Here is a 24,400-nt window from a genome sequence, read left to right on the forward strand (position 1 = left end):
CTTGCCCCCGGCAAGGGCCAGCACCGGTCACCGGCCGCTATGTGACCATGCCGTGATCTTGGCTCAAACCTTCCGCCCCCCGCCCCCGGGCATGTCCCTCGCCGGTGAGCCTGTCGCGCGGTTCCCCACGCCCCTGTTGACCCACCCTCCGCGGCGCAGGAGCCGAGCCCCGAAGGGGCGCGGGAAACTGCGCGCGCAACCACCGCGGTGGTGAAGGCGACAGGCCACCGTAAGTGGCACCCACCTGGGGGCGCGAGGAACTGCGCGCCCAGCCCTGACGGCGCGGCAGGCGACGGGCCACTGCAAGTGGCAAGCACCTGGGGGCGTGGGGAACTGCGCGACAAGCCCCCACCGGGGGAAGGTCCCGGGCACCGGGAGGGGCCCACCCCGGGGGGACCCCCCGGGAAAACCTTCCGCGGGGATCAGCGGGCCGCCCGCTCCGCCTCAGCCGCCCGCTGCAACGCGCTGGCCAGCAACGCGAGATCCGTCGGCCCATTGCCCAGCTCCCGGACCTGGCGGCGGGCCGGCGGATCCCCCATCCGCTCCCACTCCAGCCCCACCACCGTCGGCCGCAGCGTGGCCGTACGCGGGATGCGCCCGCTGACCCGCCCGCCCTGAAAGGCCGTCACCGCCCCGCCGGGCCGCCGCACATAGCCGCGCCCCGGCACCGCCTCGTCCAGCCCGGCCGGATCCTCGACGTGCACCAACAGCGCGGCGGACTCCGTATCGGCCATCCGCAGCGCGACCCGCAGCGGCGCCCGCTCGTCCGCGTCCGTGCCCGCGGTCCGCTCGGGCCGCCCGGTGGCGGCGACGAGGTGGACGCCGAGCCGCTCACCGTCCCTGGCGACCGCCTCGATCGCGCGGACGACGCTGCCGGCCGCCGGCCGCCCAGGGCTGCCGAGCGCGGGTGCCACGAGCGCGTCGAAGTCGTCCACGAGCACGACCAGCCGCGGCAGCGCCGGCGCCTCCGCCGCCGCGGACTCCGCCGGGCGCCCGCCCTGGTGCGGCACGGTCGCGGCGACGAGCCGCTCGGTGTGCCACGCGGCGAAGGCCTGGCCGCCGAGCACGGCCTCACGCCGTTTCAGCTCCGCGCTGAGCGCCTGCGCGAACTCCCGCATCCGTACCGGGTCCGAGGCCACCAGATGCGCGCTGACGTGCGGCAGGTCGGCGCAGCCCGCCAGCCCCTCGCCCCGCTCGAGTCCGGCGCCGTCCAGCAGGATCAGCGCGAGCCGGTCGGGCCGCTCGCCCGAGGCCAGCGCCGCGGCGAAGGACCGCAGCAGCTCCGTCTTGCCCGCGCCCGGCGCGCCGCCGACCATCAGGTGCGGCCCCTCGGCGACGAGGTCGACGGACACCCGGCCGCCCGCGCCGGACCCGGCGCCGAGCACGGCGACCGCCGAGGGCACCGCCGCGGGAGCGGCCGCCCAGCGCGCGGCGATCTTCGCGGGGGTGGCCAGCGCGAGGTCCAGCTCGTCGAGCAGCCGTACGGATGTCGGCAGCGCGTGCCGCGACCCGGCGCCCGGCGTGTCCGCGTCGGCCTCGCGCAACGGCGCCAGCGCACGGGCGAAATGCTCGGCCCAGGCGGCGGACACCGCGTCCAGCACGATCTCGTCGTCGGCGCCGTCCTCGGCCGGCGGCTCACCCGCGGGCTCGACCCGCAGCGTCGTCGCGACGTCGCCCGACAGCCGGGCGACGACCCCGTCGTCCACAGCGGGCCGCTCGCCCGGCTCGGTCAGGCACAGCACGTGGATGCCGACGGCCGGCCCCGCCGCCGCGATCCGCGCGACGGTCTCGCGCAGCGCGGCCGACCCGGGGTCGCCGTCGACCACCAGCAGCGAATACGGCCCGTGGTGACCGGAGTCCGCCGGACCCTCCTCGATCCTGCGGACCAGCTCGCCCGTACGCGCCTGCGCCTGGTCGCGGTCGAAGGCCAGCAGCAGCCGGCAGTCCTGGCCGCGGGCCGGGCGCAGATGCGGCAGCCAGTTCAGCCACGCCCACTCCTCGGCCCGCTGGTCGGCGGGCCTGGCGCGGTCCGCGCTGAGCAGGACGACCTCAAGGGCGCCGGGGGAGTGCAGGGCGCACAGCTGGGCCAGTACGGCCCGGGCGAGGCCGGCGAGCCGGGGCCGCGGCCCGGCGAGGGTCAGCGCCGAGGTGCCGGGCTCGCGCAGGTCCACGGTGAAGGGCACCCTCGCCGGCCGCCGCCCGCCGTGCTCCTGGGGCAGTTCGGTGGTGCCGAGCCGTACGGTCAGCGCGTCCGGGTGGCCGGGCGCGCGCTCCCACAGCCGCCTGCCCGGTCCCAGCGCCATGAGCAGCACGGCCGCGGGGTCGGGCCAGCGCTCCCGCAGGGCCGCCGCCTCAGCCCCGGTGTACGCGTCCTCGCCGTCGCCGCGCCCGGCGCCGCCGAGCCGCCGCCGCGCCCAGGCTCCTATCGACCCGACGACCCCGTTGCGCCCGCCGGGACCGGCCCCCGGCCGCCGCGCCTGCCCGGTGTCCCGCCGCCCTGCCGCGCCGGGGGCGTCGCCTTGCGGCGCCCCGGGGTCGGGGCTGCCGTGGGCCTCGGGTCCGTCGCCGGGGTGCCCGGGCGGGAGGCCCCCCGCCGGTATCCGCTGCCCGCCAGGCGTGCCGTCCCCGGCGTCGTGCCTCACCGCCGCTCCGGTGTCCTGGACGGGCGGGCGGACATCCCCGCCGGGCTGCTGCGGCCCTGCCGTCGCCGCCGCCGCTTCCCGCGGCGCCGGCACCGCCGCGGCAATGTGCGCCGGGCGGGTGGGCCAGGGGGCGTCGCGCAGGGACACCCGGAGGTGGCCGTCCGCGTCGGGAGTGGCCGCCAGCGGGGGCGCGGCGGGGGAGTCGGCCGGGTCGAGCCGCAGCGTGGACTCGCCCAGGTGGAGCAGCGCCCCGGGCGGCAGCGGCACCGGCTGCGGGCCGACCGCGCGCCCGCCCAGCGTCGTACCGTTCGTGGAGCCCAGGTCGGCGACGGTGAGGCCGCCGTCCGGGCCGAAGGCCACCTCGCAGTGCAGCCGTGAGACGTCCGGGTCGTCCAGCGGCACATCGGCGTCGGCCGACCGCCCGATCGTGGCCCGGCCGCCGGGCAGCAGGTGGACGCCGCCCGCGTCGGGGCCGCCGACCACCAGCAGCCGCGCGACCTCGGCCGAGGGGCGGCCGTATTCGCCGAAACTGCCGTACTGCCCGTGGTCGTGCGCCTCGCCCGGCCGGCCCGGGGCGGCGTGCAGCGACAGGACGGCGCCGTCGACGAGCGGCGGCACCCCGAGCACGGCGGTCGGCGGGACGCGGTCCTGCCCGACGTAGAGCGCCACCGAGGACCCGGCGGAGCGGCCCGGCTGCCCGGACCCCGCGGCGGAGGCGAGCGCGCCTGCCACCGAGCCCAGCACGGTGCCCGCGGGCGCGGTGACGAGCACGTCACTGCCGCGAGCTGCCCGGCCGCTGCGCGGCCCGAGGACGGTCAGCCGGATCTGCATCTCGTCCGCGGTCCCTTCTGCCCGCGCACGCGCCGGGAACGACCCCCCGGACCGCGCACGAGCGCATTGACACTGACACGTAACCGCCCGCGTACCCGCCCGGACGGTGTCCGGCGGCGCGCAGGCACGAGCGGCAGGGCCGCCCCCCGCTGCTCCCACCGGACCGTACGGGTGCATCCTCCCACCCGCCACCGACATCCCGACGCCGGTACCACCCCCCGGTGATCTTGTCCCACCGGACGCCGCCGCACTCGCCGGCCGCCGGCCAACCGCATGCCGCCCCGCATGCCGCCCCGCATGCCGGCCGCGCACCGGCCGTTCCCGTGCCGCCCGCCGGACGCCGCCGGGCGGCAAGTGACCTGATCCGGCGCTTCCGCGACCGCGTACCGGCCGTACCGGCGCGGCGTCCGGGCGGTCCGCCGCCGCGTTCCGGAGCACGGTGTTCCGGAGCGCGGCAGCCGCGCCGCCGCGCAACCACGGACCGCTTCCCGGCGTCCTACCCGGGAATCCCGGCGCCGCCGCCCGGCCACCGTTCGCCGCGCGGCACTACGCTTGGCCGGAATCGGGCACCGGAAGGGCCCGGTCACCTACGGAGCAGGGAGCGCATGACGTGCGGCCGGTAGGCAGCAAGTACCTCCTGGAGGAGCCGCTCGGACGCGGCGCCACAGGCACCGTCTGGCGTGCCCGGGTGCGCGACGAGGCCGGCACCGCGGTCGCCGTCAAGGTGCTCAAGGAAGAGCTGGCCGGCGATCCCGACGTGGTGATGCGCTTCCTGCGCGAGCGCTCGGTCCTGCTGCGGCTGCGGCACCCGCACATCGTGCGGGTCCGCGACCTGGTCGTCGAGGGCGATCTGCTCGCTCTGGTGATGGACCTGATCGACGGCCCCGACCTGCACCGCTACCTGCGCGAGAACGGCCCCTTCACCCCGGTCGCCGCCGCCCTGCTGACCGCGGCCGTCGCCGACGCGCTCGCCGCCAGCCACGCCGACGGCGTCGTGCACCGCGACCTCAAGCCCGCCAATGTGCTGCTCGCCACCCTCACGGGTGAGGACGGCGCCGAGCGGATGCACCCGATGCTCACCGACTTCGGCATCGCGCGGCTCGCGGACTCGCCGGGCGTCACCCGTACCCATGAGTTCGTCGGCACCCCCGCCTATGTGGCGCCGGAGTCCGCGCAGGGCCGCCCGCAGACCTCCGCGGTCGACGTCTACGGCGCCGGAATCCTGCTGTACGAGCTGCTCACCGGCCGTACGCCCTTCCACGGCGAGAATGCCATCGAGGTGCTCCAGGCCCACCTCACCCAGCAGCCGCGCCGCCCCACCACCGTGCCCGAACCGCTGTGGACGGTCATCGAGCGCTGCCTGCGCAAGGAGCCGGCGCAGCGGCCGAGCGCTGACAGCCTGGCCCGCGCGCTGCGGGTGGTCGCGGCGGGCGTCGGCGTGCACGCCAGCCCCGCGGCGGCCGAGGCCGCGCTCGGCGTGGGCGCGCTGCTCGCCCCCGACGAGACCCCGACACTGGTGCCGGGCACCGGCCTGGGCGGCGTACATGGCGCAGGCCCCGGCAATGGCGACGCCGACCCCACGCAGGTGCTGCCCTCGGGCCAGGGCGGCCAGGGCGGCGGGTACGACCCGAACGCCGCCACCAGTGTGCTGCCCTCGGAGGCCGGCCGGCCCGCCGCGGACGGCACCCGTGTCCTGCCGCCGGTGCCCGACGGCGCCCCGCAGGCGCAGGGGCCGCACCCCTGGGAGTCGCAGCTCAGCGCGGCCCGGCAGCGCAACGACCAGACCGAGGCGCGCTATCTGCCGCCCGAGATGGACCCGCTCTTCCGCCGCCCGCGCCGCCAGCCGGGCCAGCCGGAGCAGGGCAGGGCCGGCAGCGGGAACCAGGGCCAGAACCAGGGCCAGGCACGCCAGGGGTACGGCTACCCCCAGCAACACCAGCCGCCGCCGTATCAGCAGCAGGGCGGCGGCCAGGGCTACGGCTACCCGCAGCAGCAGCCGGCCCCGCCGCAGCAGCCGCGCCAGCAGCAGTCCAGGCCGCCGCAGGCGTACGAGCCCCGCCAGCAGCCCCAGCCGCAGCGCTACGAGCCGCAGCAGCGCCCGTCGGCCCCGGCGCCGCCCCGGCAGCACGAGCCGCACGAGCCGCGGCGGCGCAGCGCCAACCCGGTCAAGATCCCCGGGCTCGGCTGCCTCAAGGGCTGCCTGACGGTGATCCTGGTGATCATCGTGCTCTTCGTCGTCATCTGGTACACCACACCGCTGCCGGACTGGGTCGACAGCACCCGCAACCTGTGGGACGCGACATCGAGCTGGGCGCACTCGGCGTGGGACAAGATCTCCTCGATCACCGGCGACTCGGGCGGCGGCCAGGGCAACAGCACGCCGGACCTGCACACCCCCGACCTGAACGGGCTGACCGGCAACGGCTTCAGCGGCTTCGACGGCAACGGCTGACCGCCCCCGCCCCGACGCCCGCCGACGACCCGCCCGCCCGGCCCTCGCAGGCCGCCGGCACGCCTTCCGTACGCGGCGGGCGAGCGTCCCGCGAGCGGTCCGGCCGCCCGCCCGTTCGCCGTCCACCCGCCGCCCGTCCGCGTGCGGCGGGACCGCCGTCGTACGCCTGTTCCGGCACCCACCTTGGGGATTTGTCGACTTCCGAAGGGTGATTTCTGGTGCGGAACGCCTACTCAGCGGCCTCCCGTATCCCGAACGGCCCCTGATCCGCGTAGCTTTGTCGGCAACGCTTGGTCGCCCACGCGACGGACCGCCGGAGGAGTCGGAGCAAGTCTTGGCCAGGAAGATCGGCAGCCGCTATACCGCCCACCAGGTGCTCGGGCGGGGATCCGCGGGCACGGTGTGGCTCGGTGACGGCCCCGAGGGACCGGTCGCCATCAAGCTGCTGCGCGAGGACCTGGCCTCCGACCAGGACCTGGTCGGCCGCTTCGTGCAGGAGCGCACCGCCCTGCTGTCGCTCGACGACCCGCACATCGTGGGCATCCGCGACCTGGTGGTCGACGGCAACGACCTCGCCCTGGTGATGGACCTGGTCCGCGGCACCGACCTGCGCTCCCGCCTCGAACGCGAACGCCGGCTCGCCCCCGAGGCCGCCGTCGCCATCGCCGCCGACGTCGCAGACGGGCTCGCCGCGGCCCATGCCGCGGGCGTGGTCCATCGTGACGTCAAACCGGAGAACGTCCTGCTCGACTCCGCCGCCCCGGCGGGTCCCGGCGGCGCTCCGCCCGCGCTGCTCACCGACTTCGGCATCGCCCGCCTGGTCGACACCCCGCGCCGCACCCGCGCCACCCGCATCATCGGCACCCCCGACTACCTGGCCCCGGAGATCATCGAGGGCCTGCCGCCGCGCGCCTCGGTCGACATCTACGCGCTGGCCACCGTGCTCTACGAACTGCTCGGCGGCTTCACGCCCTTCGGCGGCGGCCACCCCGGCGCCGTCCTGCGCCGGCACGTGACCGAGGCCGTACAGCCGCTGCCGGGGCTGCCCGCGGGACTCGACCGCATCCTCACCGCCTGCCTCGCCAAGGCGCCCGCCTCCCGGCTCACCGCGGGCGAGCTGGGCACCCGGCTCCGCGACCTGCTGCCGTCGCTGGCCGGACTGCCCGCGCTGGACGTGGCCGCACCTGGTGACGGCGGCGAGGACGGCCCGTACGGCGACACCATTGCCGAGCCGTCGCCCGCCGCCGTACCGCCCGCCCCCGCCCCGCCGCCCGGCGGCGACCGCAGGCGCGGAGCCGTACCGCTCGTGCGGGGCACGGCCCCCGACTCCAGCCGGGACACCCACACCAGCATCAAGCTGCCCACCGCGGAGGAGCTGGCCGGCTACGGCGCCGCCTCCCGCAGCGCCGGCAAGGGCCGCGCCTCCGCGCCGGGACGGCCCGCGAGCCCCCGGCACCGCGCGGTCTCCGACGCCGTGCGCCAGCGGCGGATCCGCTTCGCCGCGGCGGCGGCCGCCGCGCTCGCCGTCGCCGGGATCGGCGGCTGGGGCATCGCCTCCGCCGGTTCGTCCGGCTCCGCGGGCCCCGGCAGCTCACGCGACGACACCCCGCCGACCACCGACCCCGCCACCCCCCGGGCCACCACCCCCGCCGCCCCGACCGCGGCCGCCGACGCCCCGCAGGGCCGCACCGGGCAGCCCATCTCGCTGCCGCGGTGGTCGGCCTTCCAGGGCGTCCCCGCAGCGGGCGTCCGGCTGGTCGGCGGCCCGCGCGCGCTCGTCGCGGACGGCGCCACCTATGTCTTCGCCCGCGGCCAGGACAAGAACGTCTGGTACGTGGTCCGCGACGGCTCCGGTTACGGCCCGTGGCACAAGCTCAGCGGGATAAGCGTCGCCGACGACCCGGCCGCGGTCTCCGCCAAGGCCGGCCGGATCGACCTGTTCGCGCTCGGCACCGACGGCCTGCTCTACCGCAGGACCATGACCGGCGGCCACTGGAGCTCCTGGTCCCAGGTCGACGAGCGCACCCACTTCGACGCCGCACCCGCCGCCGCCTCCTCCGCGCCCGGCCGGATCGACCTGGTCGGCCGGGTCGGCGGCGACCTGGTGACCGCCTCGCTGGTCGGCACCCGCTGGAACGCCTGGGCGGTCGTCCCCACCGCCGGCCGCATCACCGCCGCCCCCGCCCTGGTCTCCCGGGCCCACGGCACCCTGGACGCCTTCGTCGTGCGCAAGGCCGACGGCGCCGTGCTCCAGCTCCCGTACTCCGGCGGCGCCTGGCGGCCCGCCGCGGTCGTCCAGGGCCTCGACGCCACCGCCCGCCCCGACGCGGTCGCCGCGGGGGGCCGGCTGTACGCCTTCGCGTCCGGCGGCCAGGCCGCGGTCTCCCCGGACGCGGACTGGTCGGCCGCCCCGCTGCCGGGCACGTCCACGGCCCTGGGCGCGGCGGCGGCGTCGCCGCACACGCTGGAGATCTTCACCCGTACCTCGTCCGGCACCCTCAGCCGGGCGACGGCGTCGGTGTGACGCCGCCGTCCACCCCGTACGGCGGCATGATCGCCGCAGTGACGGCGTGATGTCGCCGCACGACCGGGGCAGTAGGTTTCGGCCAGCCGGTACGCTGGACCCGTGGCAATCGTCGATGTATCCGAAGAACTGAAATCCCTGTCCTCGACCATGGGGTCGATCGAGGCCGTCCTCGACCTCGACCGGATGCGGAACGACATCGCCGCGCTTGAGGAGCAGGCCGCCGTGCCGTCCCTGTGGGACGACCCGGAAAGCGCGCAGAAGATCACCAGCCGGCTCTCCCACCTCCAGGCCGAGCTGCGCAAGGTCGAGGCGCTGCGCGGCCGTATCGACGACCTCGCCGTCCTGTTCGAGCTGGCCGAGGCGGAGGACGACGCCGACACCCGCACCGAGGCCGAGGCGGAGCTGGAGGCGGTCCGCAAGTCGCTGGACGAGATGGAGGTCAGGACCCTGCTGTCGGGCGAGTACGACGCCCGCGAGGCCCTGGTCAACATCCGCGCCGAGGCCGGCGGCATCGACGCGGCGGACTTCGCCGAGCAGCTCCAGCGGATGTATCTGCGCTGGGCCGAGCGCCACGGCTATTCCACCGAGGTCTACGAGACCTCCTACGCGGAGGAGGCCGGCATCAAGTCGACCACCTTCGTCGTCAAGGCCCCCTACGCCTACGGCACCCTGTCCGTCGAGCAGGGCACCCACCGGCTGGTGCGGATCTCCCCCTTCGACAACCAGGGCCGCCGCCAGACGTCCTTCGCCGGCGTCGAGGTGCTGCCGGTCGTCGAGCAGAGCGACCACGTCGAGATCGACGAGTCGGAACTGCGTGTCGACGTCTACCGCGCATCGGGCCCCGGCGGCCAGGGCGTCAACACCACCGACTCCGCGGTCCGCATCACCCACATCCCCACCGGCATCGTGGTCTCCTGCCAGAACGAGCGCTCCCAGATCCAGAACAAGGCCAGCGCCATGAACGTCCTCCAGGCCAAGCTGCTCGAACGCCGCCGCCAGGAGGAGCAGGCCCTGATGGACTCCCTCGGCAAGAGCGACGGCGGCAACTCCTGGGGCAACCAGATGCGTTCGTACGTGCTGCACCCGTACCAGATGGTCAAGGACCTGCGCACCGACCACGAGGTCGGCAATCCGCAGGGCGTCCTCGACGGTGACATCGACGGCTTCATCGAGGCGGGCATCCGCTGGCGCAAGTCCCGTGAGAAGACCGCGGCTTGAGCCGTACGTGACGTCGCTCATGTCACAGACCTGTGGAGAAGTGCCGGGCAGACCGGGATAAAACGCACATCGTGTGCTTAATGCCCTTGACGGTCCCGGCGAAAGCCGCGAGGGTAATGCGCGGCATGCGCATGTTGAGGCGTCAGCGCACGGGGGCGAGCGTTGAAGATTCCCTCCAGTGACACACCCTCACCTTGGCTGCGCAGCCCGAAGCAGACATCTACTGGGGGTACTTGACTCATGAGCAAGCGCAACACGCGGCTGCGTGTCGCCCGCATCGCCGCGGCGGCCGTCATCGCCGGCGGCGCCTCCCTGACAGCGATGGGCGCGGCCCAGGCCGTCACGAACGACAGTTCCTCGAAGCCCCTCGTCCACTCGCTGGACGAGGGCACGATCAGCGGTACGTCGGAAGGCACGAGCCAGGGCACGTCCGAGGGGACGTCCGAAGGGACGTCGACCGGCACGTCCGAGGGTACGTCCACCGGTACGTCGGAGGGCACCTCGACGGGTACGTCGGAGGGGACGTCGACCGGTACGTCGGAGGGTACGTCCACGGGTACGTCCGAGGGCACCTCGCAGGGCACCTCGACCGGTACGTCCGAGGGCACCTCGCAGGGCACCTCGACCGGTACGTCGGAGGGCACCTCGACGGGCACGTCCACCGGTACGTCGGAGGGCACCTCGACCGGTACGTCCACGGGCACGTCCGAGGGCACCTCGACCGGTACGTCCGAGGGCACCTCGACGGGCACCTCGACGGGCACGTCCACCGGTACGTCGGAGGGCACCTCGACCGGCACGTCCACGGGCACCTCCACCGGTACCTCGACGGGCACGTCGACCGGCACCTCCGCCGGAACCTCGCAGGGCACGTCCACCGGCTCCACCAGCGGCAACACGGGTGGTCCGACGTCGACCCCGACGTCGCCGGGCGGCAAGAACCCCGACGGCAACAACAACACCTGCACCCTGACCGGTGACAGCCTCGACTGCGGTAACAACAACACCGGCACCGACAACACGCAGCAGGTCCCGCAGGGCGACACCACGAGCCAGCTCGCCGAGACCGGTTCGAACGGCACCACCTTCCTCCTGATCGGCGCCGCCACCCTGATCGCGGGCGGCATCGGCTTCCGCCTGACCCCGCGTCTGGCCAACCGCCGCAACGCCGCCTGACGGCACATCGGCACGTAATAGGGGCGGGGCCGGAACGCTTATGCGTTCCGGCCCCGCCCTCTTGTATTCGGCGCGTCCTGGGCCTGGCGATTCATCAATCGACGTGACCTCGGAATACCCACCGGGGGAGTCGCACCGGAAGGAATCAGCCCGCCAAGGGGAAAATTCTATAAGCGGCCTACCGTACCCGCCGTCGGGTCATGGGCAGGTAAAAAAGAAAAGTACCCAGTGCGCGGGAAAAGCCGCCGCAAGGCGCGGCGCTCAGGTCACGCCGTGGCGTGTTCGACGACCAGGACGACGGCCAGGAGTGCGATCAGCAGGGCGATCAAGGTCGCGGGGGATATGGAGGACCAGCCGGGCTCCTGCTCCATGCGGGCACGGTTCGCGCGGCATACGGGGCAGCGGCCTTCGGCCACCGGGCCGGAACAGTTCGCGCACACCAGCCGGTCGACTGTCATGGTGATCTCCTCATTCCGTCCGGTGAACGGACCCGGTGGGTGAATCGTTCCCGAGGGGGTGCGCTCTGGTCCTGGGGGCGGCACTGCGTACGCACTGTCCACTGTGCCAGGTTCCCGGGCTCGGTGCGCCCGGGGGCGTGGGAGCGGGGAATGACGGGCTTGCCCGGTTATGCCCTGTGGGACGGCCCACCAACCCGGTACGACGACTGCGCACGGCTTGCCCGGTCGCGTAGTGTCGCCCTCATCCCCTGTCCGCTCACCCCGCAAACCCCTGGTGCGAACGTGATCCGATTCGACAACGTCACCAAGACCTACCCCAAGCAGAACCGTCCCGCGCTGCGGGATGTGTCGCTGGAGATCGAGAAGGGTGAGTTCGTCTTCCTGGTCGGCTCATCGGGCTCGGGCAAGTCGACGTTCCTGCGGCTCATCCTGCGTGAGGAGCGGACCGACACCGGCATGGTGCATGTGCTCGGCAAGGACCTGAACCGGCTGTCGAACTGGAAGGTCCCGCACATGCGGCGCCAGCTCGGCACGGTCTTCCAGGACTTCCGGCTGCTGCCCAACAAGACGGTCGCCCAGAACGTCGCCTTCGCCCTCGAAGTGATCGGCAAGGCCCGCGGCACCATCCGCAAGACCGTGCCCGAGGTGCTGGACCTGGTCGGCCTGGCCGGCAAGGAGGACCGGATGCCGGGCGAGCTGTCCGGCGGTGAGCAGCAGCGGGTGGCGATCGCCCGGGCGTTCGTCAACCGGCCCATGCTGCTGATCGCCGACGAGCCGACCGGAAACCTCGACCCGCAGACGTCGGTCGGCATCATGCGGCTGCTGGACCGGATCAACAGGACCGGCACCACCGTGGTGATGGCCACCCACGACCAGAACATCGTCGACCAGATGCGCAAGCGCGTCATCGAACTGGAGAAGGGGCGGCTGGTTCGCGACCAGTCGCGCGGTGTCTACGGCTACCAGCACTGACCGCCGGCCGTACGACACAGTCCCCCTTCCGAAAGGAACCTCGACCCCCATGCGCCTCCAGTTCTTCCTGTCGGAGATCGGCGTCGGCCTCCGGCGCAACCTCACGATGACCTTCGCCGTGATCATCTCCGTGGCGCTCTCGCTCGCCCTCGCCGGCGGCGCCCTGCTCGCCAACAAGCAGGTCGACTCGATGAAGGGCTACTGGTACGACAAGGTCCAGGTCACCGTCTACATGTGCAACAAGAGCGACGCGGGCTCGACGCCCAGCTGCGCCAAGGGCGCGGTGACCGACGACCAGAAGGCCCAGATCCTCGCGGACCTCAAGAAGCTCCCGATCGTGGAGAAGGTCTACTACGAGAGCGCCGAGGGCGCGTACAAGAACTACGAGCAGCAGTTCAAGAACTCGCCGATGGCCGCGTCCATCACGCCGGACCAGATGCCGGAGAACTACCGGGTCAAGCTCAAGGACCCGACGAAGTTCACCGTCATCGCCAGCGCCTTCCAGGGGCGCCCCGGCGTGCAGTCGGTGGAGGACCAGCGGGCGGTGCTGAAGAACCTCTTCTCGCTGCTCGGCGGCATGACCAAGGCGGCCTATGTGGTGCTGGCCTTCATGCTGACCGTCGCGATGCTGCTGATCATCAACACCGTGCGGGTGTCGGCGTTCAGCCGCCGCCGGGAGACCGGCATCATGCGGCTGGTGGGCGCGTCCAGCTTCTACATCCAGATGCCGTTCATCATGGAGGCCGCCTTCGCAGGCCTGGTCGGCGCCGCCGTCGCCTGCGTGATGCTGCTCGGCGGCCGGTACTTCATGATCGACGCCGGCCTCAAGCTCCAGGAGAAGATCCCGCTGGTGTCCTTCCTCGGCTGGGACTCGGTCGTCCAAGTGCTGCCGCTGGTGCTGCTGATCGGCTTCCTGATGCCGGCGTTCGCCGCGTTCATCGCGCTGCGGCGGTACTTGAGGGTCTGACGGGCGCGGTCCCGGCCGGTCCCGGGCCCGCCGGGCCCAGTTGCGCACGGGACGCACCGGCGGTCGTCGTATCTTTCCGTACCACGCCCGTTTCTGGCCTAGACTTCCGGCCATGTCCGGCCCGTTGCTGTTCGGGACGCCCCGCCGCATCCGCCGCGGGGCCACCCTGACGTTGGTCTTCGGCACCATGCTCGCCACCGGCGCCGCCGCGGGCAGCCTGGCGGAACCCCAGCAGCGCGCCAGGACGCGTATCGCGGCGGCCTCCACGGCCGACACGGGCCCGGGCGGCGCCAACCCGGCCCGTACGGGCGGTGCGAGCGGCGGCGGCGACGCCAAGAGCGGCGCGCAGAAGGCGTCCGGCGACCGCGTACCGGTCGACACCGAGCGCATCGCCCAGGAGATCGCCCAGGGCAAGGTCGGCGCGACGGCCGTGCAGAAGCTGGTCAGCCGCAGCGGCGACCGCTGGTCGTCCTTCTACACCGCGCAGGAGTACGCGGGCCTCCAGGAGGCGCTGGACGGGCGCTACGTGGGCGTCGGGCTGTGGGTGCGGCGGATCGACGCCGGCCTCGTCCAGATCGCCCGGGTGCAGTCGGGCAGCCCCGCGCAGCGGGCCGGTATCCGGGTCGGCGACGTGCTCGACTCCATCGACTCGACCCGGTGTACGGGCCTGGCGGTCACCGAGGTGGTCGCCGACCTGCGCGGCGACAACGTACCGGGCAGCACCGTGACCCTCGGAGTGCGGCGCGCGGACCGCCGGTGGACCGTCACCATGCAGCGCGCCACGCTCGACACCGAGGCGGTCACCGTCAGCAGCCCCAGCGGCCCTGACGGCCCCACCGACATCGCCATCGACGCCTTCACACAGGGCACGGGCAAGCAGGTGCGGGCCGCCGTACGGACCGCCAGGCACGGCGTGATGCTCGACCTGCGCGGCAATTCCGGCGGCCTGGTCCAGGAGGCCGTCGCCGTGGCGTCCGCCTTCCTCGACGGCGGCCTGGTCGCCACCTACGACGTGCACGGGCGGCAGCAGGCGCTGTACGCGGCGGCCGGCGGCGACACCGAGGAGCCGCTCGTCGTCCTGGTGGACGGCGGCACCATGAGCGCGGCCGAAATGCTGGCCGGGGCGCTCCAGGACCGCGGCCGGGCGGTGGTGGTCGGCTCGCGCACCTTCGGCAAGGGCTCGGTCCAGATGCCCAGCACGCTGCCCGACGGCTCGGTCGCCGAGCTGACCGTCGGCCACTACAGCCTGCCCGACGGCCGCGGGGTCGACGGCCGCGGCATCGAGCCGGACGTGCAGGTGGCCGCGGGCGACGACGCGGCGGCCGAGGCGCGCGAAGTAATCGCTGGCCTCGGGACCCCCTCCTAGTGGGACAATGACGGGGCTATGGCAAAAGAGACCGGTCGCAAGATCATCGCGCAGAACAAGAAGGCGCGACACGATTACCTGATCCTCGACACGTACGAGGCGGGCCTGGTGCTCACCGGCACCGAGGTCAAGTCGTTGCGCATGGGCCGCGCGTCGCTCGTCGACGGCTTCGCCCAGCTCGACGGCGGCGAGGCGTGGCTGCACAATGTGCACATTCCCGAGTACACCCAGGGCACCTGGACCAACCACTCGGCGCGCAGGAAGCGCAAGATGCTCCTGCACCGCGCCGAGATCGAGAAGCTGGTCCACAAGACCCAGGAGACCGGCCACACCATCGTGCCGCTCGTCCTGTACTTCAAGGACGGCCGGGTGAAGGTCGAGATCGCGGTCGCGAAGGGCAAGAAGGAGTACGACAAGCGCCAGACGCTGCGGGAGAAGCAGGACCGCCGCGAGTCCGACCGCGTGATGTCCGCGGCCCGCCGCCGCCAGCGCGCCTGACCGCACGGTCACGCCGCCGTTACGCACCGGTACGTGCCGATACGCCCGCTTGTGCGGCGGCCCGGGGGCCGTCCGGGGGAATACGCTGGCCGCACCGGACGCTGATCACGTACGATGGGGACAGCCGCGCCGGACCATGGTGAGTCCGGTGTGCACCTTGAAAACACCACATGGGGATGATCGGTTTCGACTGGGGATGTCGAAGCAGGGGAAGCGAGCCGAGGAAGCGGCAATGATCTCGTTAACCATATGTCGCAAACAATAATCGCCAACACCAAGCGCGATGCCTCCGAGTCCTACGCTCTCGCTGCCTAATAAGCAGCTAGCGTAGGTCTCATACGGAGTGTCAGCCCGGGGGTGATCCCGACCCGGATCCTGGCATAATCTAGGGATCTAAACTTTCAGGACCGGTCACGGGTCCTGGAAGGAAATCAAACAGTGACTGGGCCCGTCGGCGGCTTGTCCGCGTGACTGCCGGGGCCGAGAAAAGCACAGCGGACTGCGCTCGGAGAAGCCCTGTTTCCGCACCACAGGACGCGGGTTCGATTCCCGCCATCTCCACTCATCCCATGCGCCGGACGGCGCCCCTCGTAGCGAGGGGCGCCGTTTGGCGTTTGGGGCGTCCTCACAGCGGTCGGGCGGGACGAATGAGTGCATGGTTGCGCTCGTGTCACCTCGGGGAACGGGGCAGTAACGCGTCGTTCCTAGGGTCGGGGCGACAGCAGGCGGAGCGGTGGGCACAGGTCACAGGGAGGCGCCATGAGTCGATGGGCAGGCCGGTGGATCGAGCGGTGGGACCCCGAGGACGAGCGGTTCTGGGACGAGGGCGGGGGCAGGCGGGTCGCGCTGCGCAATCTGGTCTTCTCCGTGCTGTCCGAGCACATCGGCTTCTCCATCTGGAGCCTGTGGTCGGTGATGGTGCTGTTCATGGGGCCCGAATACCACGTGGACCCGGCTGGGAAGTTCTTCCTGGTCGCGATGCCGACCCTGGTGGGCGGGGTGCTGCGGGTGCCGTACACCTTCGCGGTGGCGAGATTCGGCGGCCGTAACTGGACGATCGCCAGCGCCCTGCTGCTCCTGGTGCCGACCGTCACCGCGGCTGTCCTGATGAAGCCCGGCGTCTCCTACACCACGCTCATGGCGGTCGCGGCGCTCACCGGGGTCGGCGGCGGCAACTTCGCCTCCTCCATGACCAACATCAACTCCTTCTACCCGCTGCGGGAGAAGGGCTGGGCGCTCGGCCTCAACGCCGGGGGCGGCAATCTCGGCGTCGCCGCGATCCAGCTGATCGGCCTGCTGGTCATCGCCACCGCCGGCGCCACCCACCCGCGGGTCGTGCTCGCCGTCTACATCCCGCTCATCGTGGTCGCCGCCGTACTCGCCGCGCTGTACATGGACAACCTGACCGCGGTCAGGAACGACACCGGGGCCGCGATCGACGCCGCGAAGGACCCGCACACCTGGATCATGTCGGTCCTCTATATCGGCACCTTCGGCTCCTTCATCGGCTACAGCTTCGCCTTCGGCCTGGTGTTGCAGAACCAGTTCGGCCGCACCCCGCTGCACGCGGCCTATCTGACGTTCATCGGACCGCTGCTCGGCTCGCTGATCCGGCCGCTCGGCGGCCGGCTCGCCGACCGCTTCGGCGGCGGGCGGATCACGCTGTGGACTTTCCTGGCCATGGCAGCCGCCACCGGGGTCGTCGTCGTGGCCTCCGAGCAGAAGTCGCTCGGCCTCTTCCTGCCCGGCTTCATCGTGCTGTTCGCGCTCAGCGGCCTCGGCAACGGGTCCACGTACAAGATGATCCCCGGCATATTCCACAAGAAAGCCGAGGCCAGGGGGCTCACCGGGGAGGACGCGGCGGCGTACGGGCGGCGGCTGTCCGGCGCGTCGATGGGCCTGATCGGCGCGGTCGGCGCGCTCGGCGGGGTCGGCATCAACCTCGCCTTCCGCGAGAGCTTCCTCAACACCGGTTCGGGCACACCCGCCTTCGTGTCCTTCCTCGTCTACTACGGGATCTGCTTCGCCGTCACCTGGGCCGTATACCTGCGGCGGCCGGCGAACTCCCCGGAAGGCGCGGGGCCGGCGGCTCCGACCGGCGCGACCGTCTACGCGGAGGTGTGAGCGGCGGATCCGCACGTAACACCCGGGAAATCCCGGCGAACCGAGCCCGTCACCCCGCCTTGGGACGATGCCAGTCCCCTGGCGGGGTGGCGGACAGCGCACGGAACTTCAGCAGCTCAGCAGCAAAGTGGGGCGGATCGATGCAGCCGCAGCAGGCACAGCAGGGCAGCGGGGACGGCGGCCCCCCAGCGGTGGCACCGCTGGCGGGCTTCACCGTCGGGGTGACGGCGGCCCGCCGCGCCGACGAGCTGGCCGCGCTCCTCGAACGCCGCGGCGCGGCCGTCCTGCGGGCGCCGGTCCTGCGGATCGTCCCGCTGCCCGACGACACGGAGCTGCTGGCCACGACGAAGCAGCTGCTGGACGACGCGCCCGACATCGTGGTCGCCACCACCGCGATCGGCTTCCGCGGCTGGATCGAGGCCGCCGACGGCTGGGGCCTGGGCGAGCCGCTGCTGCGGCGGCTCGCCGAGGTCGAACTCCTCGCCCGCGGCCCCAAGGTGCGCGGCGCCGTCCGGGCGGCCGGGCTCACCGAGGCATGGTCGCCCGCCTCGGAATCCATGGCGGAAGTGCTCGAACGGCTCCTCGACCAGGGCGTCGAGGGGCGGCGCGTCGCCGTGCAGCTGCACGGGGAGCCGCTGCCCGGCTTCATCGAGTCGCTACGGGTGGCAGGCGCGCGCGTGGTGGCCGTACCCGTCTACCGGTGGATGCCGCCGGAGGACATCGGTCCGGTGGACCGGCTGCTCGACGCGGTGTTCGCGCGCGCGATCGACGCGGTGAGCTTCACCAGCGCGCCCGCGGCGGCCTCGCTGCTGGACCGGGCCGGGCAGCGCGGGCGGCTCGACGAGCTTGTCACCGCCTTCCGCCGCGATGTGCTCGTCGCCTGCGTCGGGCCGGTGACGGCGCTGCCGCTCCAGGCGCACGACGTGCCGACCGTCCAGCCGGAACGCTTCCGGCTCGGGCCGCTCGTGCAGCTGCTGTCCCGGGAGCTGCCCGGAAGGGTACGGCCGCTGCCGGTGGCCGGGCACCAGGTGGAGATCCGGGGGCAGGCGGTGGTCGTCGACGGCGCGCTGCGGCCGGTGCCGCCCGCCGGGATGGCCCTCTTGCGGGCCCTCGCCCGGCGCCCCGGGTGGGTCGTCTCCCGGGCGGACCTGCTGCGGGTGCTGCCGGGGGCGGGGCGGGACGAGCATGCCGTCGAGACGGCGATGGCGCGGTTGCGGGCGGCTTTGGGGGCGCCGAAGTTGATTCAGACGGTCGTCAAGCGGGGGTATCGGCTGTCGCTCGACCCCCACGCCGACAAATACGCCCCGGGCTCCGTCTGACGCTCCTCCCGGGTGCCCCCGTGCCCGCTCCCGGGACCTTCCCCCGGGTGGGTGGCTTGTCGCGCGGTTCCTCGCGGCCCCAAGGGGTTGCCGCTCTCGGTCGGCCTCGCACGTGCGGTGCGTTTCGGCTGGGCGCGCCGTTCCTCGCGCCCCTGGGGCGGTGGCCGCCCGTGCCTACCCGACGGTTGCGTCGTGGCTTGTCGCGCCGTTCCTCGCGCCCCTGGGGGGCTCGGGTCTGCCGGAGAGGGCAGCCCCCAGGGGGGCGGGCAACCGCGGGGACGGGAAAGGGGTGACGTCGCCGGGGACTGCGCGCTCAGGCAAAGCGCACCGCACGGGCGGAGGCGCCGCGAGGGGCGGGGAAATCGGGGCGTGGGGTCGAGCGGGGCGGGGGAATACGGACCCCGCAGGGGGTGGCATGCGGGGTGGGGGGCGCGGCACTCTGGGGGACGACGGCAGGGAGGGAGGGGGCGATGGGGGAGTTGAGGTTCGACGGCGGACGGATGTGTCTCGACCTGGTGGCGACCCGCGTCGCGCGCCCCGCGGGCGAACGGCTCGACCGGGTCGAGCGCGTGGCCGAATGGATGTACGGCACAGGGCTGGTCCCGCCGGGGACACCGGTACCGGCGACCGCCGAGCTGACCCGGGGCCTCCAGGACCTCCGTACCCTCCTGGAGGCGATGGTGAGCGCCCAGCTCACCGGCACCCCGCCCCCGCCGGAGGCGGTCGCCCGGGTCAACGAGGTCGCGCGTGCCGCCGCCCCGCCCGCGCCGCGGGCCGTACTGGGCGAGGACGGCGCCCTGACCAGGGCACTGGCGGCGCCCCCGGACGCGGACGGCCTGCTCGCGGCGGTGGCCAGAGACGCGGTGGACCTGTTCACCGACCCCCTCGCCCGCTCCCGGCTGCGCCGCTGCGAGGGCGAGAACTGCGCCCTGGTCTACCTGGATACCTCCCGGGGGCGCCGCCGCCGCTGGTGCAGCAGCGAGGTCTGCGGCAACCGGGAAAGGGTCGCCAGACACCGCCGGCGTACCACCCCGGCGCTGCGCGAGGCCTGATCCCGGGCGTCCGCGTGAGCGAATCGCCGGAGTCGCCGGGTGGGCAGAAGCGCGCAGGTCGCGTACGGTTGCAGGCTGCCCCTCGCGCGGATCGGGTCGCACGGGGCGGCGCACGACGTACAGACGAAGGGGGTCCTGCGTGGCCGCGCAGACCGCAGTTCAGGACCGGCAGGGGGGCGGCGGCGTCAGGGAGCAGGAGATCGCCGTCGAGCAGGAGCACCTCGACCGGGTCTACCGCCGGCTCGAGGAGAAGATCCACGAGGCGGAGTTCCTGATGAGCGACGCCGCCAAGAGGGGCCAGGTCGGGACGCCCGGCGCCCTCGCCGAGCGGGACGCGCAGGTCTTCAGGGCCGGGGTGCACCTGAACCGGCTGAACAGCGAGTTCGAGGACTTCCTGTTCGGCAGGATCGACCTGCTGCGCGGCAAGGACGGCAAGAAGGGCGCGGACGGCGCCTTCACCTCGATCGACCCGGCCGACGACGCGATCCGCGAGGACGCGACCGCCGCCATCGCCGAGACCCTGCACATCGGCAGGATCGGGGTGCTCGACACCGACTACGCCCCGCTGGTCATCGACTGGCGGGCGCCGGCCGCCGCGCCCTTCTACCGCTCGACGCCGGTCGCGCCCGGCCGGGTGGTGCGGCGCCGGGTGATCAGGTCCAAGGGCCGCCGGGTGCTCGGCGTCGAGGACGACCTGCTGCGCCCCGAGCTGACCACCGGGCTGCCCGTGGTCGGCGACGGCGCCCTGATGGCCGCGCTCGGCCAGGCCAGGACGCACACCATGCGGGACATCGTGTCCAGCATCCAGGCCGAGCAGGACCTGGTGATCAGGGCGCCCGCCGCCTCCGTCACCGAGGTGACCGGCGGGCCGGGCACCGGCAAGACCGCGGTGGCCCTGCACCGGGCGGCCTACCTGCTCTACCAGGACCGGCGCCGTTACGCCGGCGGCATCCTGTGCGTCAGCCCGACGCCGCTGCTGGTGGCGTACACCGAAGGCGTACTGCCCTCGCTCGGCGAGGAGGGCCAGGTCGCGATCCGGGCGGTCGGCTCACTGGTCGACGGGGTGACCGCGGACCTCTACGACGAGCCGGCCACCGCCCGCGTCAAGGGCAGCCTGCGGATGCAGAAGGTGCTGCGCAACGCGGCCCGCGGCTGCCTCGACCTGGTCCACGACGCCCCCGCGACCCTGCGGGTGGTGGCCTTCGGGCGGCGCGTCGAGCTGTCGGCCGGCGAGCTGGCCGACGTACGGCACAACGCGCTGAGCGGTACCGCCCCGGTCAACCTGCTGCGCCCGCGGGCCCGCCGACTGCTGCTCGACACGCTGTGGCGCAAGACCGGGCGGCGCTTCGACGACGCCGAACTCGCCGCCGAGGAGCGGCAGGGCTTCGACGAGGACATCTCCACCGAGCAGGACTTCATCGACTTCCTCGACGCCTGGTGGCCGGTGCTGGAGCCGCGCGGGGTGCTGGCCGCGCTCGCCGACGAGAAGCGGCTGGCGCGCTGGGCGCGCCGGGTGCTGAGCCCGCCCGAGGTGCGGCGGGTGGCCCGGTCGCTGCGCAGGGACGGCACCAGCGCGCACGACGTGGCGCTGCTGGACGAGCTGGAGACGCTGCTCGGCCCCGCGCCCCGGCCCAAGCGCCGCGAGGCCGACCCGCTCGACCAGCTCACCGGCCTCGACGAGGTCACCACGTACGCCGACCGGATGCCCGGCGGGCGGCGCGGGCGCGCGGAACGGCTGGACGAGGAGCGCACCGAGTACGCGCACGTCATCGTGGACGAGGCGCAGGACCTCACGCCCATGCAGTGGCGGATGGTCGGCCGCCGCGGCCGTACGGCCACCTGGACGATCGTCGGCGACCCGGCGCAGAGCTCCTGGTCGGACGTGGAGGAGGCGGCCCGCGCGCGCGACGAAGCCCTCGGCAGCAGGCCGCGCCGCCGCTTCACCCTCACCGTCAACTACCGCAACCCCGCCGAGATCGCCGCGGTCGCCTCGACGGTGCTGGCGCTCGCCATGCCCGGCATGGAGTCGCCGCGGGCGGTCCGCTCCACCGGCATCGTCCCGCGCTACGAGGTGGCCGGGCAGGACCTGGGCGCGGACGTACGCCGGGCCGCCGCGCGGCTGCTCTCGGAGGTCGACGGGACCGTCGGCGTCGTGGTGGCCATGAACCGGCGGGCGCAGGCCCGCGGCTGGCTCGAAGGGCTCGGCGAGCGGGTCGTCGCGCTGGGCAGCCTTGAGGCCAAGGGGCTCGAGTACGACGCCACGGTGGTGGTGTCGCCGGCGGAGATCGCGGAGGAGTCCCCTGCGGGGTTGCGGGTGCTGTACGTGGCCCTGACGCGGGCCACACAGCAGCTCACCGTCCTCGCGGGTGACCGTGACGCTCCTGACGGGGACGGTGTCCCCGACCTCCTCAGGCCCATGGCCTGAACCCTCGCCGTCGCCCGGCGGACGGTCTCCCCTTCGGGGGCCTGATCCGTCGGGCACGGTTGCGCCACGCGGGTGGCCGGGCGCGCAGTTCCCCGCGTCCCCAGGGCAAGCGCCTCGCGCGCCCGCCGGCCGGTGGACGCGCGGACGCCCCCGCGGCGGGGCGCCGGCAGGGGCGTACGGGGTGAGGTAGGTGACACCGGCCCGCCATGCTCGCCTCGCGGCAAGTGGGCGCTCGAAGCGCCTAAGGTTGGGCCCGGGGGCTTGGATCGGGCCGGTGTCACGTCAAGGCTAACAAACGGAAGCCGGAAGCTCTTCCCCGCCGGGGGAAAACCGGCGAGTTGCCGAGCCTTCACATCGTGGAAGTAGTGTTCCACGGGTACAGCACACCCTCAGGCAGGAACCGGAAGAAGGTCGTCATGGCAACGGCGCCAAGCGTCTCCTACTCGATCACAGTGCGGCTGGAGGTCCCCGCGGGCGGGACCGCGGTCAGTGCGCTGACCACCGCCGTGGAGTCGTCCGGCGGCTCGGTCACGGGTCTGGACGTCACCGCGTCGGGGCACGAGCGGCTGCGTATCGACGTCACGGTCGCCGCCAGTTCCACCGAGCACGCCAACGAGATCGTCGGCAAGCTGCGCGGTATCGAGGGTGTCGCGATCGGCAAGGTCTCCGACCGTACGTTCCTGATGCACCTCGGCGGCAAGATCGAGATGCAGTCCAAGCACCCGATCCGCAACCGTGACGACCTGTCGATGATCTACACCCCCGGGGTCGCCCGGGTCTGCATGGCCATCGCGGAGAATCCCGAGGACGCCCGCCGGCTCACCATCAAGCGCAACAGCGTCGCCGTGGTCACCGACGGCTCCGCGGTGCTGGGCCTGGGCAACATCGGGCCGAAGGCCGCGCTGCCGGTGATGGAGGGCAAGGCGGCGCTGTTCAAGCGGTTCGCCGGGATCGACGCGTGGCCGCTGTGCCTGGACACCCAGGACACCGACGAGATCGTGTCGATCGTCAAGGCCATCGCCCCGGGCTTCGCGGGGATCAACCTGGAGGACATCTCCGCGCCGCGCTGCTTCGAGATCGAGGCCAGGCTGCGGGAGGCGCTGGACATCCCGGTCTTCCACGACGACCAGCACGGCACGGCCATCGTGGTGCTGGCCGCGCTGACCAACGCGCTGCGGGTGGTCGGCAAGCAGATCGGCGACCTGCGGGTCGTCATGTCCGGTGCGGGCGCCGCCGGTACGGCGATCCTCAAGCTGCTGATCGCGGCCGGCGTCAAGCACGCGGTGGTCGCCGACATCCACGGCGTGGTGCACGCCGGCCGCGAGGACCTGGTCGACGCGCCCGACGGGTCCGCGCTGCGCTGGATCGCCGACAACACCAACCCCGAGGGCGTCACCGGCACGCTGAAGCAGGCGGTCGTCGGCGCCGACGTCTTCATCGGGGTGTCCGCGCCCGACGTGCTGGACGGTACGGACGTGGCGGCGATGGCGGACGGCGCCATCGTCTTCGCGCTGGCCAACCCCGACCCCGAGGTGGACCCGGGAGTGGCCCGGCAGACCGCGGCGGTGGTCGCCACGGGCCGCAGCGACTTCCCCAACCAGATCAACAACGTCCTGGTCTTCCCCGGCGTTTTCCGCGGGCTGCTGGACGCCCAGTCGCGTACGGTCAACACCGAGATGATGCTGGCCGCCGCCCGCGCGCTGGCGTCCGTGGTCGGGGACGGCGAGCTGAACGCGAACTACATCATCCCCAGCGTCTTCAACGACAAGGTCGCGGGCGCGGTCGCCGACGCCGTACGGGACGCGGCGAAGGCGCAGGGACCCGCCGTGTCCGCCGCTGTGTCGGAACCGGCCACCCAGGGGCTGTAACGCAAGAAACGCCCTGATTCGTATTCCGAGCGTCGAGCATGTGACAACAATCCGTCATCCCCGCGGTGCCGCAACGCTTTTTCCGCGACTCGCGCGGGCAGGCGATTGGCTTTCCGCCCATATATGGGGGCAGGATGCACACCTGGGCAGTGAGGCACACAGCAACAGCTTCGAGCTCGCGCCCCCATGGCAGAAAGAACACGGGAGTACAGATATGAACCGCAGTGAGCTGGTGGCCGCCCTGGCCGACCGTGCAGAGGTGACCCGTAAGGACGCCGACGCCGTTCTGGCCGCGTTCGCTGAGACCGTCGGTGAGATCGTGGCCAAGGGCGACGAGAAGGTCACGATCCCCGGCTTCCTGACCTTCGAGCGCACTCACCGTGCCGCCCGCACCGCCCGCAACCCGCAGACGGGTGAGCCGATCAACATCCCTGCCGGGTACAGCGTGAAGGTCTCCGCGGGCTCCAAGCTCAAGGAAGCCGCGAAGGGCAAGTAAGTCTCCTGG

15 protein-coding genes, 1 other RNA gene and 1 pseudogene are annotated in these 24,400 nt (G+C 73.2%); 15 read left to right on the plus strand and 2 right to left on the minus strand.

Annotation, left to right across the window (positions count from 1 at the left end):
- Positions 1 to 422: 422 nt before the first annotated feature.
- Positions 423 to 3,473, minus strand: coding sequence for an FtsK/SpoIIIE domain-containing protein (locus OHA86_RS24725; RefSeq protein WP_329178585.1), 3,051 nt, complete (start codon positions 3,471 to 3,473; stop codon positions 423 to 425).
- A 610-nt stretch (positions 3,474 to 4,083) separates the two neighbouring features.
- On the opposite strand from OHA86_RS24725, the gene OHA86_RS24730 reads away from it, so the two are divergent.
- From OHA86_RS24730 to OHA86_RS24745, 4 genes and pseudogenes are all read left to right on the plus strand, one after another.
- Positions 4,084 to 5,925 carry a serine/threonine-protein kinase gene (locus OHA86_RS24730; protein ID WP_329178587.1) on the plus strand — a complete coding sequence of 614 codons (1,842 nt, stop codon included), beginning with the start codon at positions 4,084 to 4,086 and terminating at the stop codon, positions 5,923 to 5,925.
- Positions 5,926 to 6,259: 334 nt separating this feature from the next.
- Positions 6,260 to 7,540, plus strand: a pseudogene (locus tag OHA86_RS24735) (serine/threonine-protein kinase); the annotation flags it as partial.
- 1,011 nt (positions 7,541 to 8,551) lie between these two features.
- Complete coding sequence (gene prfB, locus OHA86_RS24740; RefSeq protein ID WP_329178589.1) at positions 8,552 to 9,670, plus strand: peptide chain release factor 2; 1,119 nt, start codon at positions 8,552 to 8,554, stop codon at positions 9,668 to 9,670.
- A 240-nt stretch (positions 9,671 to 9,910) separates the two neighbouring features.
- The gene (locus OHA86_RS24745) at positions 9,911 to 10,846 is read left to right on the plus strand and encodes a hypothetical protein (protein WP_329178590.1); all 936 of its coding nucleotides are present in this window, start codon (positions 9,911 to 9,913) and stop codon (positions 10,844 to 10,846) included.
- Between the two features lie 266 nt (positions 10,847 to 11,112).
- Here the strand turns inward: OHA86_RS24745 and OHA86_RS24750 are convergent, their stop codons facing one another.
- Positions 11,113 to 11,304: a hypothetical protein gene (locus OHA86_RS24750; protein ID WP_329178592.1), complete on the minus strand. Its 192-nt coding sequence runs from the start codon at positions 11,302 to 11,304 to the stop codon at positions 11,113 to 11,115.
- Positions 11,305 to 11,586: 282 nt separating this feature from the next.
- Between OHA86_RS24750 and ftsE the strand changes: the two genes are divergently transcribed.
- From ftsE to OHA86_RS24805, 11 genes are all read left to right on the plus strand, one after another.
- Positions 11,587 to 12,276 carry a cell division ATP-binding protein FtsE gene (ftsE, locus tag OHA86_RS24755; protein ID WP_073493558.1) on the plus strand — a complete coding sequence of 230 codons (690 nt, stop codon included), beginning with the start codon at positions 11,587 to 11,589 and terminating at the stop codon, positions 12,274 to 12,276.
- Positions 12,277 to 12,325: 49 nt separating this feature from the next.
- On the plus strand, positions 12,326 to 13,243 hold the full coding sequence (ftsX, locus tag OHA86_RS24760; protein WP_329178595.1) for a permease-like cell division protein FtsX: 918 nt from the start codon (positions 12,326 to 12,328) through the stop codon (positions 13,241 to 13,243).
- 112 nt (positions 13,244 to 13,355) lie between these two features.
- A complete protein-coding gene (locus OHA86_RS24765; RefSeq protein WP_329178597.1) occupies positions 13,356 to 14,609 on the plus strand; it encodes a S41 family peptidase in 1,254 nt (417 codons plus the stop codon).
- 18 nt (positions 14,610 to 14,627) lie between these two features.
- Positions 14,628 to 15,107, plus strand: coding sequence for an SsrA-binding protein SmpB (gene smpB, locus OHA86_RS24770; RefSeq protein ID WP_329178599.1), 480 nt, complete (start codon positions 14,628 to 14,630; stop codon positions 15,105 to 15,107).
- Between the two features lie 172 nt (positions 15,108 to 15,279).
- Positions 15,280 to 15,671, plus strand: a transfer-messenger RNA (tmRNA) gene (ssrA, locus tag OHA86_RS24775).
- 195 nt (positions 15,672 to 15,866) lie between these two features.
- Positions 15,867 to 17,231, plus strand: a complete 1,365-nt coding sequence (locus OHA86_RS24780) for a nitrate/nitrite transporter (RefSeq protein ID WP_329178601.1) — start codon at positions 15,867 to 15,869, stop codon at positions 17,229 to 17,231.
- 140 nt (positions 17,232 to 17,371) lie between these two features.
- Positions 17,372 to 18,550: a uroporphyrinogen-III synthase gene (locus OHA86_RS24785; RefSeq protein WP_329178603.1), complete on the plus strand. Its 1,179-nt coding sequence runs from the start codon at positions 17,372 to 17,374 to the stop codon at positions 18,548 to 18,550.
- 470 nt (positions 18,551 to 19,020) lie between these two features.
- The gene (locus tag OHA86_RS24790; protein ID WP_329178604.1) at positions 19,021 to 19,602 is read left to right on the plus strand and encodes a CGNR zinc finger domain-containing protein; all 582 of its coding nucleotides are present in this window, start codon (positions 19,021 to 19,023) and stop codon (positions 19,600 to 19,602) included.
- A 139-nt stretch (positions 19,603 to 19,741) separates the two neighbouring features.
- Entirely contained in the window at positions 19,742 to 22,027 is a 2,286-nt protein-coding gene (locus tag OHA86_RS24795; RefSeq protein ID WP_329178605.1) for a HelD family protein, read from the plus strand.
- Between the two features lie 416 nt (positions 22,028 to 22,443).
- Positions 22,444 to 23,895 carry an NAD-dependent malic enzyme gene (locus OHA86_RS24800; RefSeq protein ID WP_329178606.1) on the plus strand — a complete coding sequence of 484 codons (1,452 nt, stop codon included), beginning with the start codon at positions 22,444 to 22,446 and terminating at the stop codon, positions 23,893 to 23,895.
- Between the two features lie 214 nt (positions 23,896 to 24,109).
- Positions 24,110 to 24,391, plus strand: a complete 282-nt coding sequence (locus OHA86_RS24805) for an HU family DNA-binding protein (RefSeq protein ID WP_016645140.1) — start codon at positions 24,110 to 24,112, stop codon at positions 24,389 to 24,391.
- The last annotated feature ends 9 nt before the right edge of the window (positions 24,392 to 24,400 follow it).

The sequence above is a fragment of the Streptomyces sp. NBC_01477 genome (assembly GCF_036227245.1).
In the GTDB taxonomy this organism is placed as follows: domain Bacteria; phylum Actinomycetota; class Actinomycetes; order Streptomycetales; family Streptomycetaceae; genus Actinacidiphila.

Excerpts from the sequence above, each read along its gene's own strand:
- OHA86_RS24725 (WP_329178585.1), bottom strand. The coding sequence starts at position 3,473 with ATGCAGATCCGGCTGACCGTCCTCGGGCCGCGCAGCGGCCGGGCAGCT.
- OHA86_RS24745 (WP_329178590.1), top strand. The coding sequence starts at position 9,911 with ATGAGCAAGCGCAACACGCGGCTGCGTGTCGCCCGCATCGCCGCGGCG.
- OHA86_RS24750 (WP_329178592.1), bottom strand. The coding sequence starts at position 11,304 with ATGACAGTCGACCGGCTGGTGTGCGCGAACTGTTCCGGCCCGGTGGCC.
- ftsX (WP_329178595.1), top strand. The coding sequence starts at position 12,326 with ATGCGCCTCCAGTTCTTCCTGTCGGAGATCGGCGTCGGCCTCCGGCGC.
- OHA86_RS24765 (WP_329178597.1), top strand. The coding sequence starts at position 13,356 with ATGTCCGGCCCGTTGCTGTTCGGGACGCCCCGCCGCATCCGCCGCGGG.
- smpB (WP_329178599.1), top strand. The coding sequence starts at position 14,628 with ATGGCAAAAGAGACCGGTCGCAAGATCATCGCGCAGAACAAGAAGGCG.
- OHA86_RS24780 (WP_329178601.1), top strand. The coding sequence starts at position 15,867 with ATGAGTCGATGGGCAGGCCGGTGGATCGAGCGGTGGGACCCCGAGGAC.
- OHA86_RS24785 (WP_329178603.1), top strand. The coding sequence starts at position 17,372 with ATGCAGCCGCAGCAGGCACAGCAGGGCAGCGGGGACGGCGGCCCCCCA.
- OHA86_RS24790 (WP_329178604.1), top strand. The coding sequence starts at position 19,021 with ATGGGGGAGTTGAGGTTCGACGGCGGACGGATGTGTCTCGACCTGGTG.
- OHA86_RS24800 (WP_329178606.1), top strand. The coding sequence starts at position 22,444 with ATGGCAACGGCGCCAAGCGTCTCCTACTCGATCACAGTGCGGCTGGAG.
- OHA86_RS24805 (WP_016645140.1), top strand. The coding sequence starts at position 24,110 with ATGAACCGCAGTGAGCTGGTGGCCGCCCTGGCCGACCGTGCAGAGGTG.